Source organism: Mycetocola lacteus (assembly GCF_003667575.1).
Lineage (GTDB): Bacteria > Actinomycetota > Actinomycetes > Actinomycetales > Microbacteriaceae > Mycetocola > Mycetocola lacteus.
In genome coordinates this window covers 176,775-192,302 of the sequence record NZ_RCUY01000001.1, presented here as the reverse complement: position 1 = coordinate 192,302, position 15,528 = coordinate 176,775, and the positions used below count along the sequence as shown (strand labels likewise).

Genomic DNA, 15,528 nt, shown 5'->3' with positions numbered 1-15,528 from the left:
CTAGCATGCCCTAAGTAGACACGGAAGACCGGAGTCCGAGATCGGCACCCGGCGCACCTCCCAGGGAAGGGCGGAGTAGACTAGCCGGGTGAGTAGTCCTGTCGATTTCCCCCAGCCCACTCGGAGCACTCCGAGTGGACCCGTGGTGACGACGCCCGCCTACGCCGCGGGCCCGGCCGAAACCGAGCCGAAGACCTCACGCATCCCGAGTATGGTGCTGGGATTCCTGCTGGGTGCGCTGGTGGGAGCAATCGGAACGGTTGCCCACCCCAATACCCTGAGCATTGCCGGTGTCGAGATCCCCTACGGACTCCTCCTGGGCCTCCTGGCCTCACTCGCGCTGATGATGGGCATGCGTCTGCTCTATCCCGGCCGCGGGTCCGTGATCGCCACCGGCATCGGCCTGGTGGGCATGATCGCCCTGTTCACCCTGCCGGGCCCGGGCGGCGCGGTGCTGATCGACCAGTCGCTGTACTCGCTCGTGTGGACCCTGGGTCCCGTGCTGATCGCCACGATCGTGATCGCCTGGCCGCGATTCACCGCACCCGTGCGTCGCATCCCCGAGCAACCCGGGGTGCCCGGTAACGCCGAGCACCGCGCCTAAAACCTTTTCTATTCGTTCTGTTCTGAAGGGACCGTTTCACCGTGACCTACGTCATTGCCCTGCCCTGTGTGGATGTTAAAGACCGCGCCTGCATCGATGAATGCCCCGTCGACTGCATCTATGAGGGCGAACGGTCGCTGTACATCCACCCCGACGAGTGCGTGGACTGCGGTGCCTGTGAGCCGGTATGCCCGGTCGAGGCCATCTACTACGAGGATGACCTTCCGGACGAGTGGGCCGACTACTACAAGGCCAACGTCGAATTCTTCTCGGAGATCGGATCCCCGGGCGGCGCGGCCAAGCTCGGTACCCTGGACTTTGATCACCCGGTGATCTCCGCCCTGCCCCCGCAGGCGGGCTAACGGTGGCGCTGCAGCCGCTCCCGGATTACCCCTGGGACACGCTGGCACCGTTTATCGAGACGGCAAAATCACACCCCGAGGGGATGATTGACCTCTCGATCGGTTCCCCGGTGGACCCGACCCCGGATGTGATCCGGGCGGCGCTCGCCGAGGCCACCGATGCCCACGCATACCCGACCACGATCGGGACCAAAGATCTCCGGGTCGCGATTGGTGACTGGTACGCCCGTCGCCGCGGTGCCAGCGGGCTCGGTGTTGACGCCGTGCTGCCCACCATCGGATCCAAGGAACTGGTGGCGCTGCTGCCGTTCCTGCTGGGTCTCGGGACGGGAGACACCGTGGTGGGACCGCGCGTGGCCTACCCAACCTATGCGATCGGTGCGGCCATCGCCGGTGCCGAGTTTGTGGCCGCCGACGATCCAGCCGAGTGGCCCGAATCGACCCGCCTGATCTGGCTCAACAGCCCCGGTAACCCCGACGGCCGCGTGTGGTCGATCGAGGATCTGGCTGTGCGGGCCGAACGCGCCCGCGAACTGGGCGCGGTGATCGTCAACGACGAGTGCTACGCCGAGCTGGGCTGGGATGAGCCGTGGGATGAAACCCCGATCCCCAGCATCCTGGATGACCGCCTCGGCGACCGTACCGGACGCCTGGCTATCTACTCCCTGTCCAAGCAGTCAAACCTGGCCGGGTACCGTGCGGGCATCGTGGCCGGAGACAGCGCTCTGATTGCGCGCCTGGTCACCGTCCGCAAACACGCCGGGCTGATCGTGCCCGCGCCGCTCCAGCACGCGATGACCGTGGCTCTCGGCGACGATGCCCACGTGGCAGCGCAGCGGGAGATCTACCGCGCCCGCCGCGCGGTGCTGCTGCCCGCGCTCGAGGCCGCCGGGTTCACCCTGGAGGGAAGTGAAGCGGGTCTTTACCTTTGGGTAACAGAGGGTAAGCCAGCATTGGAATCACTCGGACACCTCGCCGAACTCGGTATCATGGCCGGGCCCGGACACTTCTACGGAGACTTTTCCCCTCAGCACGTCCGTCTCTCGCTGACCGCGAGTGATGCGGACATTGCCCGCGCCGCAACCCGGCTGCGTGCACGTTCGACCGAGGGGAACCAAACTCCGGCGGCGTAGCCGGAAAAATAACGGGGAATCCCAACCGAACATCGAGATGGCGTAATTTCCATCTCAATACCCGATTAGGATGGGAGCGAACCTTCCCCAAATGAGGCCTCTACCCCGAGTGCCGTACCCCGGGCCGCCAGCGTAGACGACTGCGCAGGTGGCCACGAGCGAAAATCAACCAAGGAGGCACCGTGGGCGACAACGGAGCGCACAACGATCTTGCCGGGCAGAAAGCTACCCTGACCTTTGCGGGCGGCAGCGCCGAATTCCCGATCCTGGGCGCAACCCAGGGCGCGAGCAGTCTGGATGTGTCATCGCTGACGCGCCAGACCGGACTGACCGCACTGGACTACGGTTTTGTGAACACCGCGGCAACCAAGTCCAAGATCACCTATATCGACGGTGACGAGGGGATCCTGCGCTACCGCGGTTACCCGATTGAGCAGCTAGCTGCCGGATCCACCTACCTTGAGGTGGCGTGGCTGCTGATCTACGGCGAGCTGCCCACGGCCGATCAGCTGGGCGAGTTTGACGAGCGGATTCGCCGTCACACCCTGCTGCACGAAGACCTCAAGCGCTTCTTCTCGGCTCTGCCACACACCGCACACCCGATGTCGGTCATCTCCAGTGCCCTCTCGGCCCTGTCGACCTACTACGAATCCGGTGCCGACCCGCACGATCCCGAGCACGTCGAGCTGACCACCATTCGTCTGCTGGCCAAGCTGCCGGTGATTGCCGCGTATGCACACAAGAAGTCGCTGGGTCAGGCGTTCCTGTACCCGGACAACAAGCTGAGCTTCGTAGACAACTTCCTCAAGCTCAACTTTGGCAACATGGCCGAGGACTATGAGATCAACCCGGTGCTTTCCACCGCGCTTGATCGTCTGCTGATCCTGCACGCGGACCACGAGCAGAACGCCTCGACCTCGACCGTGCGCCTGGTCGGTTCGACCGGTGCCAACCTGTACGCGTCGATCTCGGCGGGCATCAACGCCCTCTCGGGCCCGCTGCACGGTGGGGCCAACGAGGCCGTGCTGGAGATGCTTGGTCGTATCCAGGACTCCGGCGAGGGCGTCAAGCGCTTCGTCGAGCGGGTCAAGAACAAGGAAGACGGCGTCAAGCTCATGGGCTTCGGACACCGCGTCTACAAGAACTACGACCCGCGCGCCAAACTGGTCAAGGAAAGCGCCACCGAGGTACTCCAGGCCCTCGGCGTCAAGGACCCGATGCTGGATCTGGCCATGGAGCTTGAGCAGCTGGCCCTCGAGGACGACTACTTCAAGGAGCGTCGCCTGTACCCCAACGTCGACTTCTACACCGGCGTGATCTACAAGGCCATGGGCTTCCCGACCCGCATGTTCACCGTGCTCTTCGCGATCGGCCGCCTGCCCGGCTGGATCGCCCACTGGCGCGAGATGAACCTCGACCCGCAGAACAAGATCGGGCGGCCGCAGCAACTGTATATCGGCGAGCCCGAGCGCGATCTGCCGCAGCGCTAACGAGGCCGCAGCAGTACAGTGCTTGCTCCGACAATCGGCGAGCCCGAGCGCGATCTGCCGCAGCGCTAACGAGCCCGCGCACCACGACGCCACCCTCTGTTGAGGGTGGCGTTGTTGCGTGTGGGGGAGCCGTCGGTGTTTCATACTCAATGCGACACAGGCAAACCCGCTGGTGACAGGGGGATGGCCATGTGTGCCCTCGGCACCTATCGTTGCCCCCATGCCTACACAGCGAATCGGCGAGGGGCTTCTACGAGGGCGAAGATCGCCCCACGAAGCTGTCAACGGTGAGCCCGTACAGCGGAACACGATCATCCCGCCGATGCTGTATCTTCCGATCCGTATTGATGAGCTGGGTCGCCAGTTTGTGGAGGTCCGTCCACACGGCGACGGTAAGCGGGCACTTCTGGCGTTCACCGCACTTGATCGCCTCGCCACACAGTGCGGTCCGGAACAACCGTGGATCGTGGTTCAGACGGATCGGCTGGGGGAAATCAAGGAGGCTTTTCTCTTTGATGTGGTGAGTTTTGACCCGGTTATCGGGGCCCACCTGCGCGCAGAAGGGAAGCTACGATGACGATGATTCAGGTGGACCGCGAATCCATGGGGGAGGTACTGAAAAAACCGCGCATCCTCGCCGAGGACGTGCTGGATGCGCGGGACAAATTTCCCGGTGGAGGGGACGCCGGTGCTGCGACCGAGGAGATCGCCTCAATTGTTGAATTCATCAGCGAGGCCGCCCGGATGAGTGCCGCCGCCGCGGTGGGCCTCACCGCCGTAGCCACTGCCGCACTCGATGACGTGATGCGGACCGAGGACGACATCGTCGATTCGCTCAACCGGTTTGCCGCAGACTGGACCGACTGATGGGTATTGATTTGACGATCTCGGGTGATAGTGCGGCGCTGTATACCCTGGCCGATTGGCTTGATCCCGGGCTCAACAATGCCGTTAATACGCTCCATAACGGCTTACTGAACATGTCAATCGACTCGCTGGACTATTGGCAGGGCGAGGGTGGGGATGCCTTTCGGCAGGCGGCCGCGGTGATCGCGCAGGGCATCGATCCGGTTGATAACTATGTCGCCGATGCGGCCTCGGCAATTCGAGCATATGCACGCCGACTCGAACGGGGACGTGACAAGTTTGCCGATTGGGCGAGTGACGCTCTCGAGAGCTACTTGGTTGTGGCGGGCAACAGTATTGCACCACCCCTGGCCCCGAGACAATTCATGGCTCCGGCAGGTACGCCAACACCGGCATACACGGAGGTAGGCCCAAACGGCGAGTGCCTGGTCCCCATGACGTCCGAAATGTATCAAATCGCGATAGCCAGGTATCGAAAGATCGAGACCGATGTTGAGGTCTGGCATTCGGATCTGGACGTTTGGATTGCCGAGCACCTGGGCGGGTTCATTGCCCGTTTGGAAGAGTTCAAACCCCTCGCCGATGCCTACGCGAAACTTCAGCTCGGCAACGAATTTGTCCGAGGGTTCTATCTCGACGATACCCAGCGTCGTTGGAATTTCTATGAGCCGATTTATGCGGAGGAAGCACGAATCGCAACGGAAAACTACAAAACCTTCAACGCCCGTGCACGCTCAAATAACCCTGCTCGACGTGCAACGATCAAAGGACTCTCGAAGCAAGACCTCGGGATCAGAAGCAGCGCGCTCCGCGCCGAACTCCAAAAAATCCGCGTGGGTACCAAAGTCGTCCCGCTGGCCGGACCGGCTATCGATGTAGCGATTGGGATGGCTATTGTCGGGGCTGGAGGGTCTTGGTCGGCTGAACTTGTCGGTGGGCTAAGCGGTGCTGGGTTGGGGACAGTCGCCGGGTACGGCGTGCCTGCAGTTCTGGGAGCAGCGGCTCCTGGGACTGCGTTGCCACCGGTCGCATTGACGCTTATTGTTGCAGCCGTGGCAGTGCTGGGGGGATACGCGGTTAAAAGCGGTTGGGAAAACGGTGTACCGCTCGATGTTCGAGAAGCGATCGATAATGGTGATTTCGGATATGTCTTTGGATAGGTCAGCGAGCATTGGTAGATGACGGTCCGTATTAGGGTTCGTAACCCGCGAATTGTGCCTGATCACGACTACCTGAAGTTGCGCCCGCCGATTATGGTTTTCGTTCTGGGAGCGGTTTTTGGGGGAGTCGCCGGCACGCTCGCTCAGACGAGCTCTAGTGCAGCCTTCACTCTGGCTATGTGGCTTTTTGCGCTCACGGGATGCTTTGTCGCTGGGGCGGGGATTTATGCGTCGCTGAGGATCCGAGCTGGTTCGATCCGAGTTCCAAATACCGGGCCACTCGTGTTTTCCCCGCAGCGTGTGCCACGAATTCTCTTGGTGTTGAGCCTTCTTGCATTTACCGCGTTCGGAGTTGTGCTCTGTGCGAGTTGGGTACTTCCCGGGTGGGAGCCGATCTTTCAGACCAAGCCTGGCGGAGCCAATTACCGCTCGGGCGGCTTCGTCGCTGGGGTTGTTACGACCGGTATTGGTACTGGGCTTCTGGCTTATCTACTTCGACGGCTACTTGTCCCTGGTCCTCGCGGTCTGGAAGTATCACCCGTCGGGCTGCGTTGGAGAGAGCCTCAACACGCCAAGGTGACACTGATCTTGTGGGAAGATCTGCGAGCGATTTCTGTAGGCGTGGTGACCCGCGCTCGTGTTGTTATGATCTCGGATGCCGACGGTTCCATGTACGTTCGTGGACAATCGCAGTTGGCCTCGGACCCGGTAACGGTGGCGGAGATCATCATCTATTTTCGCGACCATGCGGAGCAGAGACACCTCCTGACCGATCCGCGGAGCGCGTTGGCGGTGGTCACCGGCACCTAGCGGACGCTCGAATGGTATGAAACCAGCGCCTTCCGGGGGTTGCAGGCCACCGGGGGCGGTGCTGTACGCTCGGCGCATGGTTGACACCGTTGCGCTCATCACTCCGGACACGGTTCGGGACCACCGTGCGCTTCAGCGCGGCTGGCGTCAGGCACGGTTGACACTGATCGGGACCGTCGCCGGGACCGTCATCATTCTGCTCGGCCTGGCGGTGCCGCAGATTGCGGGTCGTGATAGCGTCACCGGGCTAGCGGTCAGCATGAGTGCGCTGGTCATTCTGCTGGGATCGATCGTGGTCGCGCACGCAGCAAACACCATCCGACGCCTGAGTAACACCCACCGCCGTCTCGTCCTTGTGGCGGCCATTCTGCTGGGATGCTCCGCGGGCGCACCTGTGCTGACGCTCAGCACGATTGAGGCGGTTGCGCACACGCTGCTTCCCCCAGCTGGGCAGTCTGAGAACCCCGAAACCGGATGGCCTACCATTTTGGTAGGGGCCGGTACCCTGGTCGTCTGGGCTCTTGTGGCGGTCGTTCTGTGTCAACCCGAGCGCGAATCCACGGCACGTCGCTACCTGGTTTGGCGCATCCTCACACCGGTGATGGTTGTGATCGGGGTAGGGGTTCCTGCGGGAATCATCCTGACCGCGGACGAGAGCACCTATTTCCTCGGCGATTTTGCCGTGTTTCAGCTGCTGATCCTCATGGTGGGTGCCGGGTGGGCCGGCATCGCCGGATACGTGTTCTCCCTGTATCTTGTTGTTGGTTTACGCGCCAGCGCCCGCGTCTTCGCCCATCGAGACGCCCCGGATATTCGGCATCACTCGCGAGCCGGGGCCCAGCGTGCGGCCTACGCCCTGAGCATGGCCGCGCTGCTCATGGCGGGGATAGCGTGGCTGCTTTCCCACGATCGGATCGCGACCTTTGGACTCGGACTCACCGCCCCCAAAACCCTGTCACCCGATCAGGTTCCCAGCCTGGCCATCACCGCATTTGCTGGAGCGGCCCTGGTGTGTGCGGTGGTCGCCTGGTGGATCCGGCGCACCCGATCCACGTGGACGCTGCTGATCGCCACCGCGGTTATTGTCCTGTGCACGCTCGCCGCGGCCTGGGGCCACATCGGGGCACCGGAGAGCGCTCCTCATGATGCGGTGGACACTGCCGCCACCTGGGTAGCGGTGGAGGGCTAGCGGCCCAGCGCGCGGGCGATCTTCGAGTGCGAGGAGGCGGCGACCGCGCCGGCCTCGGCCAGGCGAGCCTCGACCGCTCCGAGCAGGGTGTTCGCCTCGGCTTCGGCGGCCTCGTCGTTTGCGGTGGCACCGGGCAGCGGCAGGAATTCGGCCTCCCACTCGCGCCAGGTGCGGGTGATGTCGGCGGAAACGTCGTGGGCGATGACCGTGTCATCGGCGATCTCGACCCGAACGTTGCCGTCGGAGTCGCGGAGGGTCACGATGGTGCGGGTGGTGCGCAGGATCGCAATCGGGGCGAAGATCGCGTCATCCAGGCCCAGCCGGGTGGCCAGCTCGGTGCGGATGACCTCGGGGATCACGACCGGGGTTGCGTCGGCGGAATACCCGTTAGTCGCCGATCCCACGGCTGCCGCAGCCGAGGCCTCATCGATTGAGGAAGAGGAAGCGGAATCGACCGGCTCGTCCAGCGGCCACTGAGTCTCGAATCGTCCCTGCGGGGTGTCGGCCTTGATGTGCCAGCCGGCATCGTGCCCGCCCTCGCGGCGTCGCAGCGCGGTGCGGGCACGGGCCAGGTCACCGTCCGCGGTGTCCAGATAGGTTGCGGCCAGCTCAAACGTGTGGGGAGCGTCGGCCAGCAGGCCGGGGACCGCAGCGGTCAGATCCGGCAGCACCGCCGCATCGGGGACGTCATATTTGCGTTCGATCTCGCGGGCACCAGAAGCAGTCATGATTCCAGTGTGCCGCTAATCGCCTCGCCGCACCAAGGACGAACCGACGCGAGCGGACACACAAACAGGCGGGGCCGCGCGAGATGACCAGTGGAAAAACACACAACCGGCCGGAGCGAATCGCCCCGGCCGGTTGTGTACAAGATGCCTACGCGTGCAGCGCTGCGTTCAGGACGATGCCCACACCCGAGCGCGGCAGGACCTCCACGCCACCGCTCAGCGAGTTGCGACGGAACAGCAGGTTGGCCACACCGGAGAGCTCGGCGGCCTTGACCCGGCGCGGTTCGGCGCGGTCGCCATCCAGCAGGGTGACCTTGGTGCCGGCGGTCACGTACAGACCTGCCTCCACCACGCAGTCATCACCGATCGAGATGCCGATACCCGAGTTGGCACCCAGCAGCGAGCGCTCGCCGATGGTGATGCGCTGAGTTCCACCGCCGGAGAGGGTGCCCATGATCGAGGCACCGCCACCGATGTCCGAGCCGTTGCCCACCACGACACCCTGGGAGATGCGGCCCTCAACCATCGAGGTGCCCACGGTGCCGGCGTTGAAGTTTACAAAGCCCTCGTGCATGACGGTGGTGCCCGGGGCGAGGTGTGCGCCGAGGCGAACTCGGGAGGCATCGGCGATGCGGACACCGGCGGGGCTCACGTAGTCCAGCAGACGCGGGAACTTGTCCAGGCCCACCGGGCTGATGCCCGCGCGGGTCAGGCGGGGGCGGTTGGCGTCGAAGAATTCGGGCTCAACCGGTCCGGCGGTGGTCCACATGACGTTCGGCAGGAAGGCAAAGATTCCGTCGAGGTTGATCGTGTTGGGGGCCACCTTGAGGTGGCTGAGCAGGTGCAGACGCAGGTAGGCGTCGCTCGTGCTGGCGGGTGCCTCGGACAGCGTGATCTCCACGGTCACGGCTTCCAGACGCACGCCGCGGCGCTCATCCGGTCCGGTCAGATCCTCAATCTCGGCGGGGGTGAACCAGCGCTCGCGCCCCTCGGGCAGGGTTCCCAGCTCGGGTGCGGGGTACCAGGTGTCCAGGACGGTACCGGCGTCGGTGATGGTCGCGAGGCCATAGCCCCAGGCGTTGGCGGGGGTCGCGGCGGAATCTGTTGCACTCATGCTGTAAGGCTAGCGAATTCGCGCCGGATACGCGTCTGTGTGTCGCTGCACATGCTTGCGAATTCGCGGTTTCCGGCGATATTCACTCCGATATCCGGGCGTGATGGGTTGCCCGAACACCCTAGACTCGAGGGTATGTCCACGCCTATCGCCCTCCCGTTTGACCTGTCCGCCGGAACCGTGGAGCTCACCCGTGAGATCTGCGATGAAGCCTCGGTGTCCGGTGCCGAGGCCCACCTGGTGGATCGTCTGGTGGCAACCCTCGAGGGATTCGACCACCTGGAACTGATCCGTCACGGCAACACCCTGACCGCGCGCACCAACCTGGGCCGTGCCCAGCGGGTGATCATCGCCGGGCACGTGGATACCGTCCCGATCAACAACAACCTGCCGATTCGTCGCGAGCTCGTCGACGGAATCGACCACCTGATCGGACGTGGGACCGTGGACATGAAGGGGGGCGTGGCCGTGCAGGTGGCGCTCGCCGCCGAGCTGACCGATCCCGCGGTGGACATCACCTGGATGTGGTACGACAACGAGGAGGTCTCCAGCGACCTCAACGGATTGCGCCTGCTCGCCGAGGCTCGCCCCGACCTGTTTGAGGGCGACTTCGCGATTCTTGGTGAACCGACCCGCGCCGAAATCGAGGGGGGATGCAACGGAACCGTGCGGATTGAGGTGCGTACCCGCGGTTTGCGCGCACACTCGGCGCGCGCCTGGGTGGGGGAGAACGCGATCCACGCGGCCGCCCCGATCTTGGAAAAGCTTGCCGCCTATCAGCCCGCCCAGATCGAGGTTGAGGGCCTGGTCTACCGCGAGGGTCTGAATGCCGTGGGAATCACCGGCGGCATCGCCGGCAACGTGATTCCCGACGAGTGCATGGTGCACATCAACTACCGCTTCGCTCCGAATAAGAGCGCCGATGAGGCCATCGCCCACCTCACCGATCTGTTTGGCGAGTGGGATATCACCGTGGTGGACCGCGCCGAGGGTGCCCGTCCGGGTCTCGACGCCCCCCTCGCGAAGCGATTCCTCACCGCACTGGGAGTGCCCGCGCTGCCCAAGTATGGGTGGACCGATGTGGCGAGATTCTCGGCTCTGGGAATCCCCGCGGTGAATTATGGACCCGGCGATCCGCTGCGTGCCCACGCCGATGATGAGCGCGTCGCGGTGGCGGAAATCGAGGACTGCGAACGGGGTCTGCGGGCCTGGTTGAGCACCTCCGATTTGGACTAAAAGCCACCTTCGACACCTCACCGAGCGAGGATATTCCGTCCAATTTCGGTGGTTTTTGCCGCACCGGTGATATTAACAATAGGCGGATTTACTGACGCAAATTGCATCCTGTCGGGTTTGCTGTTAGTGATCGGTGCAGTCAGGTAAACACCCGATCAGGTCCCGCTTAGGCGGTGATCCGAAGTTCGATGGAAGCACGGCGGCGGCGACATTCCATGTCCGTTATGTCGGGTTGTCTGGATCGTCATAAGTCGCCTTGGATTTCCACGGGTGCCCCAAATGGCTGATAATGGGAACAGGAAACCACGGAAGGGGAACCGAATGGCAGCGATGAAGCCCAGGACTGGGGACGGACCGATGGAGGCCGTGAAGGAAGGGCGCCTGATCATCGTGCGTGTCCCACTTGAGGGGGGCGGACGACTCGTGGTCTCCGTGAACGACGACGAGGCGAAGGAACTTCACCAGGTACTCTCGGGGGTCGTGGCGCCCGCATAGGCTCACTCCCATCAACCGCCCCGGCGTCTGTGTTCAGATGCCGGGGCGGATTTGTCGGACCCGTCGAAACGATTCGACCGTGTCGCGAATAAAGTTCGTGGCGTGTATGCGGACGTGTTGTATCGTGTGGAAGGTAGCCGCGCCGACTCGTTTCGGCCCTGCTCCCGGGAAGGCCACCGCTCGCCTTGTGAGGCCCGGAATTCTTATTTGCGGGTGGCATCGCCGCTTTCCCGCACAGCTCTGAGGAGTCTTAGTGAACGCACGACCAGCCGGTCGGGCACCCAATATCCGCGATGTCGCGGCGGCCGCGGGAGTGTCCCACCAAACCGTGTCCCGGGTGCTCAATAACTCACCCAAGATCCGGGATAAAACCCGGCTCGCGGTGCTCGCCGCGATCGAGGAAATCGGGTATCGGCCCAACCAGGCGGCGCGGGTTTTGGCCAGTCAGCGCACCCGCATGATCGGGGTGTTATCCACTCATTCGACCGCGCTGTACGGTCCGCAGGCCATCATGATCGCGATGGAGCAGGAGGCCAACGCTAACGGCTACCGGCTGGCGCTGGTCACCGCGATGGGAATCGGCGTGGGTGTCGAGGACGACATCGAGCGCCTCCTCGCCCAGGGAGTTGAGGCGATCGTGGTGATCGCGCCCCAGGCCAAGCTGGTATCCACCGTGGCCGCGGCCGCCCCCGGGGTGCCGCTGTTTGTGGCGGACTCGCTGGATCGACCCGGGGCCTTCAACGTGGCCGTCAACCAGTATCAGGGCTCCTATCAGGCGGTTCAGCACCTGATCGAGCTTGGTCATACCGAGATTCTGCATGTGGGTGGCCCCCAAAACTGGATCGAGGCCGACGAACGGATGCAGGGGTTCCTGGCGGCAATCGGGGAGGCCGAGCTGCGCATGCACCCGCCGATCCTCGGCGAACACACCGCGAGTTTTGGTTATCAGGCGGGCAAGGAGCTGCTGCGCGGCGACCCGTTCACCGCGGTGTTTGCGCTCAACGATCAGGTCGCGCTTGGGCTCATTCACGCGTTTCGGGAGGCCGGGGTGCGGGTGCCCGAGGATGTGAGCGTGGTGGGTTTCGACGACGTCCCCGATGCAGGTCACTTTTTCCCTCCGCTGACCACCGTGCGGCAGGACTTTTCCGCCGTGGGTCGGCGGATGGTGCAGGAGGTGATCGCGCAGCTCGAGGGAGAGGGTGCGCGGTCGGTCATTCTGCCGGCCCCGCTGCTGGTCCGTGAGTCCTCCGCCCGGGTTCCGACACGCCAGAACTGGCCCGAGAAGAACCGCGAAAACTAGCCGTAGTTGGCCCCCCAGAAGAATCGTTATCTCTCCGAGATTGACATCCTCACCGGGTTGGGCCTAATTTATTGATACCAAATGTGAACGGTCACATTTGGACCAAAAGCCCCACTCCGAGAGTGGGAGTGACAACGTTGTCCAGCGAAAGGGAGCCATGCTCACTGTCATCATCGCGCCGACCCGAATCCGGGAGGTGTTCCCCGATGGCCGCTAAGCCCAACATCCTCGAGATGGTGAACATCACCAAGGAATTCCCCGGTGTTCTTGCCCTCTCCGAGGTCAACCTGGCGGTGCGCGCCGGCGAAGTTCACGCCATCTGTGGCGAGAACGGTGCCGGGAAGTCGACCCTCATGAAGGTTCTGTCGGGGGTGTACCCGTTCGGAAGCTACAGCGGCGACATCGTCTACCAGAACGAGGTGCAGCGCTTCCGCGACATTCGCGCCAGTGAGGCCGCCGGAATCGTGATCATCCACCAGGAGCTCGCGCTGATCCCCGAACTCTCCATCGCCGAGAACATCTTCCTCGGCAACGAGGTCACCAAGCGTGGAGCCATCGACTGGGAGGCCACCCGCCTCGCCGCCGTGGAACTGCTCGCTCGGGTGGGCCTGAGCGAGGACCCCGACACTCAGATCAAGGACATCGGTGTGGGTAAGCAGCAGCTGGTGGAGATCGCCAAGGCGCTCGCCAAGCAGGTCAAGCTGCTCATTCTGGATGAGCCGACCGCGGCCCTCAACGAGACCGACTCGCAGCACCTGCTCGACCTCATCAAGGGCCTGCAGGGCCGCGGAATCTCCTCGATCATCATCTCCCACAAGCTCAACGAGATCGCCCAGATCGCCGACTCGATCACCATCATCCGTGACGGCCACGCGATCGAAACCCTCCGGGTGGACGAGGGCGCTGTGGATGAGGACCGGATCATCCGTGGCATGGTGGGACGCAGTCTCCAGTCCCGCTTCCCCGATCGCATCGCGACCGTGGGGGAGAACTTCTTCGAGATTCACGACTGGACCGTCCAGCACCCCACCTCGAGCGAGCGCCTGGTGTGCAAGGGCGAGACCCTGCACGTGCGCCGCGGCGAGGTCGTGGGCTTGGCCGGGCTGGTGGGTGCCGGACGCACGGAGCTGGCGATGAGCGTCTTTGGGCGCTCATACGGCAACTTCATCTCGGGCACCATCATCAAGGACGGCCAGGAGATCCAGATTCGCAACGTGGCCGAGGCAATCAAGCACGGCATCGCCTACGTGAGCGAGGACCGCAAAGCCCTCGGGCTCAACCTGCTGGACGACATCAAGCGCTCGGTCGTCTCGGCAAAGCTCTCCAAGATTTCCTCCGCCGGAGTGGTCAATGAGGGTGCCGAACACGAGGTCGCCGAAGACTACCGCGGAAAGCTGCGCATCAAGACGTCGAGTGTTGAGAGCGGCGTGGACACCCTGTCCGGTGGAAACCAGCAGAAGGTGGTACTCGCCAAGTGGATGTTCACCGACCCGGACATCCTGATTCTCGATGAGCCCACCCGAGGCATCGACGTCGGTGCAAAGTTTGAGATTTACACGATCATCCAGCAGCTCGCCGCACAGGGGAAGGGCATCATCCTGATCTCCTCCGAGCTCCCCGAGCTGCTGGGCCTTTCGGACCGGATCTACACGATCTTCGAGGGTGCCATCACCAACGAATTCACGGCCGAAACGGCCGACCCAGAACTGCTCATGAAGAGCATGACCGCCACCCAAAAGAAAGCGAATGCAGCATGAGCGGCATCAAAGACCTGAAGAAGATCTTCGGAAACGGCAACACCTCGAGCCTGCGTCAGTTGGGCATCCTGGTCAGCCTGGTAGTGATCATCCTGCTCTTCAACGGTCTCACCGACGGCGCGACCCTGCTGCCCACCAACCTGAGCAACGTCGTCTCGCAGAACTCCTACATCCTGATCCTGGCAATCGGTATGGTCATGGTGATCATCGCCGGCCACATCGACCTCTCGGTCGGTTCGGTTGCCGCCCTCACCGGCGTGATCGTGGCCAAGATGATGAACGACTTCAACGTGCCCTGGCCGTTGGCTATCGTCGCCGGTCTGGTTGTGGGTCTGATCATCGGTGCCTGGCAGGGCTTCTGGGTGGCGTATGTGGGCATCCCCGCGTTCATCGTGACCCTCGCCGGCATGATGCTCTTCCGCGGTCTGCAGCTCATGATCGGTAACTCCACCGCCGTTCCGGTTCCGAACGACTACCAGTCGCTCCTCGCCGGTGTGCTGCCCGAGGTGGGCCCGAACACCGGGTTCAACAACCTCACCCTGCTCCTCGGTCTGGTCGCCGTGATCGCGGTGATCTGGCGCGACCTTCGTGCCCGTCGCGCCGCCGTGCGCACCGGTGCCGAAGCCGTCCCGACCTGGGTGGTTGTGGTCCGCCTTGCCCTGCTGACCGCGATTATCGGTTTCGCCACCTTCCTGTTCGCCGGTGCCGACGTGGGCAAGAGCTTCCCGAACTCGGGTATTGTGCTCATCGTCCTGATCCTGCTCTACTCGTTCCTGACTCGCCGCACCATCATCGGCCGTCACATCTACGCGGTGGGTGGCAATAAGCGGGCTGCCGAGCTCTCCGGTGTCAACACCAAGCGCATCAACTTCCTCGTCATGATGAACATGTCGATGCTCGCGGCCCTCGCCGGAATGCTCTACATCGCCCGTGCCGGTGCCGCCGGTGCCATGGACGGTACCAACTGGGAGCTCGACGCGATCGCCGCCGTCTTCATCGGTGGTGCGGCGGTGGCCGGTGGTATCGGAACCGTTCCGGGGTCGATCATCGGTGGTCTGGTCATGGCCTTCCTGAACAACGGTCTCCAGCTGATCGGTGTGGGCTCCGACAAGGTGCTCATCATCAAGGGCCTCGTGCTCCTCGCCGCCGTTGCCATCGACGTGATCAACAAGAACAGCGGTCGATTCTCCGTGATCGGTGCCCTCACCTCCCGTCGCAACCGCAACGGTGACGAGCTGGGCGTCCCGGTCAACAAGTCCTAAATTTTTCCTCGCATCACCACA

Annotated in this window: 16 protein-coding genes; 14 read left to right on the top strand and 2 right to left on the bottom strand. The window is 63.4% G+C overall.

The window, feature by feature from the left end; all coding sequences use genetic code 11:
* Positions 1-88 precede the first annotated feature (88 nt).
* From D9V34_RS00870 to D9V34_RS00830, 9 genes are all read left to right on the top strand, one after another.
* Positions 89-604 carry a DUF6113 family protein gene (locus D9V34_RS00870; RefSeq protein ID WP_147441572.1) on the top strand — a complete coding sequence of 172 codons (516 nt, stop codon included), beginning with the start codon at positions 89-91 and terminating at the stop codon, positions 602-604.
* A gap of 41 nt (positions 605-645) precedes the next feature.
* On the top strand, positions 646-966 hold the full coding sequence (fdxA, locus tag D9V34_RS00865) for a ferredoxin (protein ID WP_121687065.1): 321 nt from the start codon (positions 646-648) through the stop codon (positions 964-966).
* Between the two features lie 2 nt (positions 967-968).
* On the top strand, positions 969-2,099 hold the full coding sequence (dapC, locus tag D9V34_RS00860) for a succinyldiaminopimelate transaminase (protein WP_121687064.1): 1,131 nt from the start codon (positions 969-971) through the stop codon (positions 2,097-2,099).
* Positions 2,100-2,281: 182 nt separating this feature from the next.
* Positions 2,282-3,589, top strand: a complete 1,308-nt coding sequence (locus D9V34_RS00855) for a citrate synthase (protein WP_030148499.1) — start codon at positions 2,282-2,284, stop codon at positions 3,587-3,589.
* Between the two features lie 322 nt (positions 3,590-3,911).
* The gene (locus tag D9V34_RS00850; RefSeq protein WP_121687063.1) at positions 3,912-4,166 is read left to right on the top strand and encodes an SAV_915 family protein; all 255 of its coding nucleotides are present in this window, start codon (positions 3,912-3,914) and stop codon (positions 4,164-4,166) included.
* Positions 4,163-4,456 carry a hypothetical protein gene (locus tag D9V34_RS00845; RefSeq protein ID WP_121687062.1) on the top strand — a complete coding sequence of 98 codons (294 nt, stop codon included), beginning with the start codon at positions 4,163-4,165 and terminating at the stop codon, positions 4,454-4,456. Before D9V34_RS00850 ends, D9V34_RS00845 begins: the two co-directional genes overlap by 4 nt.
* The gene (locus D9V34_RS00840; protein ID WP_121687061.1) at positions 4,456-5,616 is read left to right on the top strand and encodes a hypothetical protein; all 1,161 of its coding nucleotides are present in this window, start codon (positions 4,456-4,458) and stop codon (positions 5,614-5,616) included. Before D9V34_RS00845 ends, D9V34_RS00840 begins: the two co-directional genes overlap by 1 nt.
* A gap of 18 nt (positions 5,617-5,634) precedes the next feature.
* Positions 5,635-6,426 carry a hypothetical protein gene (locus D9V34_RS17395; RefSeq protein ID WP_147441571.1) on the top strand — a complete coding sequence of 264 codons (792 nt, stop codon included), beginning with the start codon at positions 5,635-5,637 and terminating at the stop codon, positions 6,424-6,426.
* Positions 6,427-6,502: 76 nt separating this feature from the next.
* A complete protein-coding gene (locus D9V34_RS00830) occupies positions 6,503-7,615 on the top strand; it encodes a hypothetical protein (RefSeq protein ID WP_121687059.1) in 1,113 nt (370 codons plus the stop codon).
* On the opposite strand, the gene D9V34_RS00825 is transcribed toward D9V34_RS00830, so the two are convergent.
* Together D9V34_RS00825 and dapD are read right to left on the bottom strand one after the other, a co-directional pair.
* Positions 7,612-8,343 carry a CYTH domain-containing protein gene (locus tag D9V34_RS00825; RefSeq protein ID WP_121687058.1) on the bottom strand — a complete coding sequence of 244 codons (732 nt, stop codon included), beginning with the start codon at positions 8,341-8,343 and terminating at the stop codon, positions 7,612-7,614. The genes D9V34_RS00830 and D9V34_RS00825 overlap by 4 nt on opposite strands.
* A 148-nt stretch (positions 8,344-8,491) precedes the next feature.
* Positions 8,492-9,457, bottom strand: coding sequence for a 2,3,4,5-tetrahydropyridine-2,6-dicarboxylate N-succinyltransferase (gene dapD / locus D9V34_RS00820; RefSeq protein ID WP_121687057.1), 966 nt, complete (start codon positions 9,455-9,457; stop codon positions 8,492-8,494).
* 135 nt (positions 9,458-9,592) lie between these two features.
* Between dapD and dapE the strand changes: the two genes are divergently transcribed.
* The 5 genes from dapE (at position 9,593) to mmsB (ending at position 15,507) form a co-directional block, all read left to right on the top strand.
* Entirely contained in the window at positions 9,593-10,693 is a 1,101-nt protein-coding gene (dapE, locus tag D9V34_RS00815; protein ID WP_121687056.1) for a succinyl-diaminopimelate desuccinylase, read from the top strand.
* Between the two features lie 321 nt (positions 10,694-11,014).
* Positions 11,015-11,188: a DUF3117 domain-containing protein gene (locus D9V34_RS00810; protein WP_121687055.1), complete on the top strand. Its 174-nt coding sequence runs from the start codon at positions 11,015-11,017 to the stop codon at positions 11,186-11,188.
* 253 nt (positions 11,189-11,441) lie between these two features.
* Complete coding sequence (locus D9V34_RS00805) at positions 11,442-12,488, top strand: LacI family DNA-binding transcriptional regulator (RefSeq protein WP_121687054.1); 1,047 nt, start codon at positions 11,442-11,444, stop codon at positions 12,486-12,488.
* Positions 12,489-12,694: 206 nt separating this feature from the next.
* Positions 12,695-14,245 carry a multiple monosaccharide ABC transporter ATP-binding protein gene (mmsA, locus tag D9V34_RS00800; RefSeq protein ID WP_121687053.1) on the top strand — a complete coding sequence of 517 codons (1,551 nt, stop codon included), beginning with the start codon at positions 12,695-12,697 and terminating at the stop codon, positions 14,243-14,245.
* A gap of 5 nt (positions 14,246-14,250) precedes the next feature.
* Positions 14,251-15,507, top strand: coding sequence for a multiple monosaccharide ABC transporter permease (gene mmsB, locus D9V34_RS00795; RefSeq protein WP_121687304.1), 1,257 nt, complete (start codon positions 14,251-14,253; stop codon positions 15,505-15,507).
* The last annotated feature ends 21 nt before the right edge of the window (positions 15,508-15,528 follow it).

Coding starts and splice junctions, on each gene's coding strand:
- D9V34_RS00850 (WP_121687063.1), top strand. CDS start 3,912: ATGCTGTATCTTCCGATCCGTATTGATGAGCTGGGTCGCCAGTTTGTG.
- D9V34_RS00845 (WP_121687062.1), top strand. CDS start 4,163: ATGACGATGATTCAGGTGGACCGCGAATCCATGGGGGAGGTACTGAAA.
- D9V34_RS00840 (WP_121687061.1), top strand. CDS start 4,456: ATGGGTATTGATTTGACGATCTCGGGTGATAGTGCGGCGCTGTATACC.
- D9V34_RS17395 (WP_147441571.1), top strand. CDS start 5,635: ATGACGGTCCGTATTAGGGTTCGTAACCCGCGAATTGTGCCTGATCAC.
- D9V34_RS00830 (WP_121687059.1), top strand. CDS start 6,503: ATGGTTGACACCGTTGCGCTCATCACTCCGGACACGGTTCGGGACCAC.
- D9V34_RS00825 (WP_121687058.1), bottom strand. CDS start 8,343: ATGACTGCTTCTGGTGCCCGCGAGATCGAACGCAAATATGACGTCCCC.
- dapD (WP_121687057.1), bottom strand. CDS start 9,457: ATGAGTGCAACAGATTCCGCCGCGACCCCCGCCAACGCCTGGGGCTAT.
- dapE (WP_121687056.1), top strand. CDS start 9,593: ATGTCCACGCCTATCGCCCTCCCGTTTGACCTGTCCGCCGGAACCGTG.
- D9V34_RS00810 (WP_121687055.1), top strand. CDS start 11,015: ATGGCAGCGATGAAGCCCAGGACTGGGGACGGACCGATGGAGGCCGTG.
- mmsA (WP_121687053.1), top strand. CDS start 12,695: ATGGCCGCTAAGCCCAACATCCTCGAGATGGTGAACATCACCAAGGAA.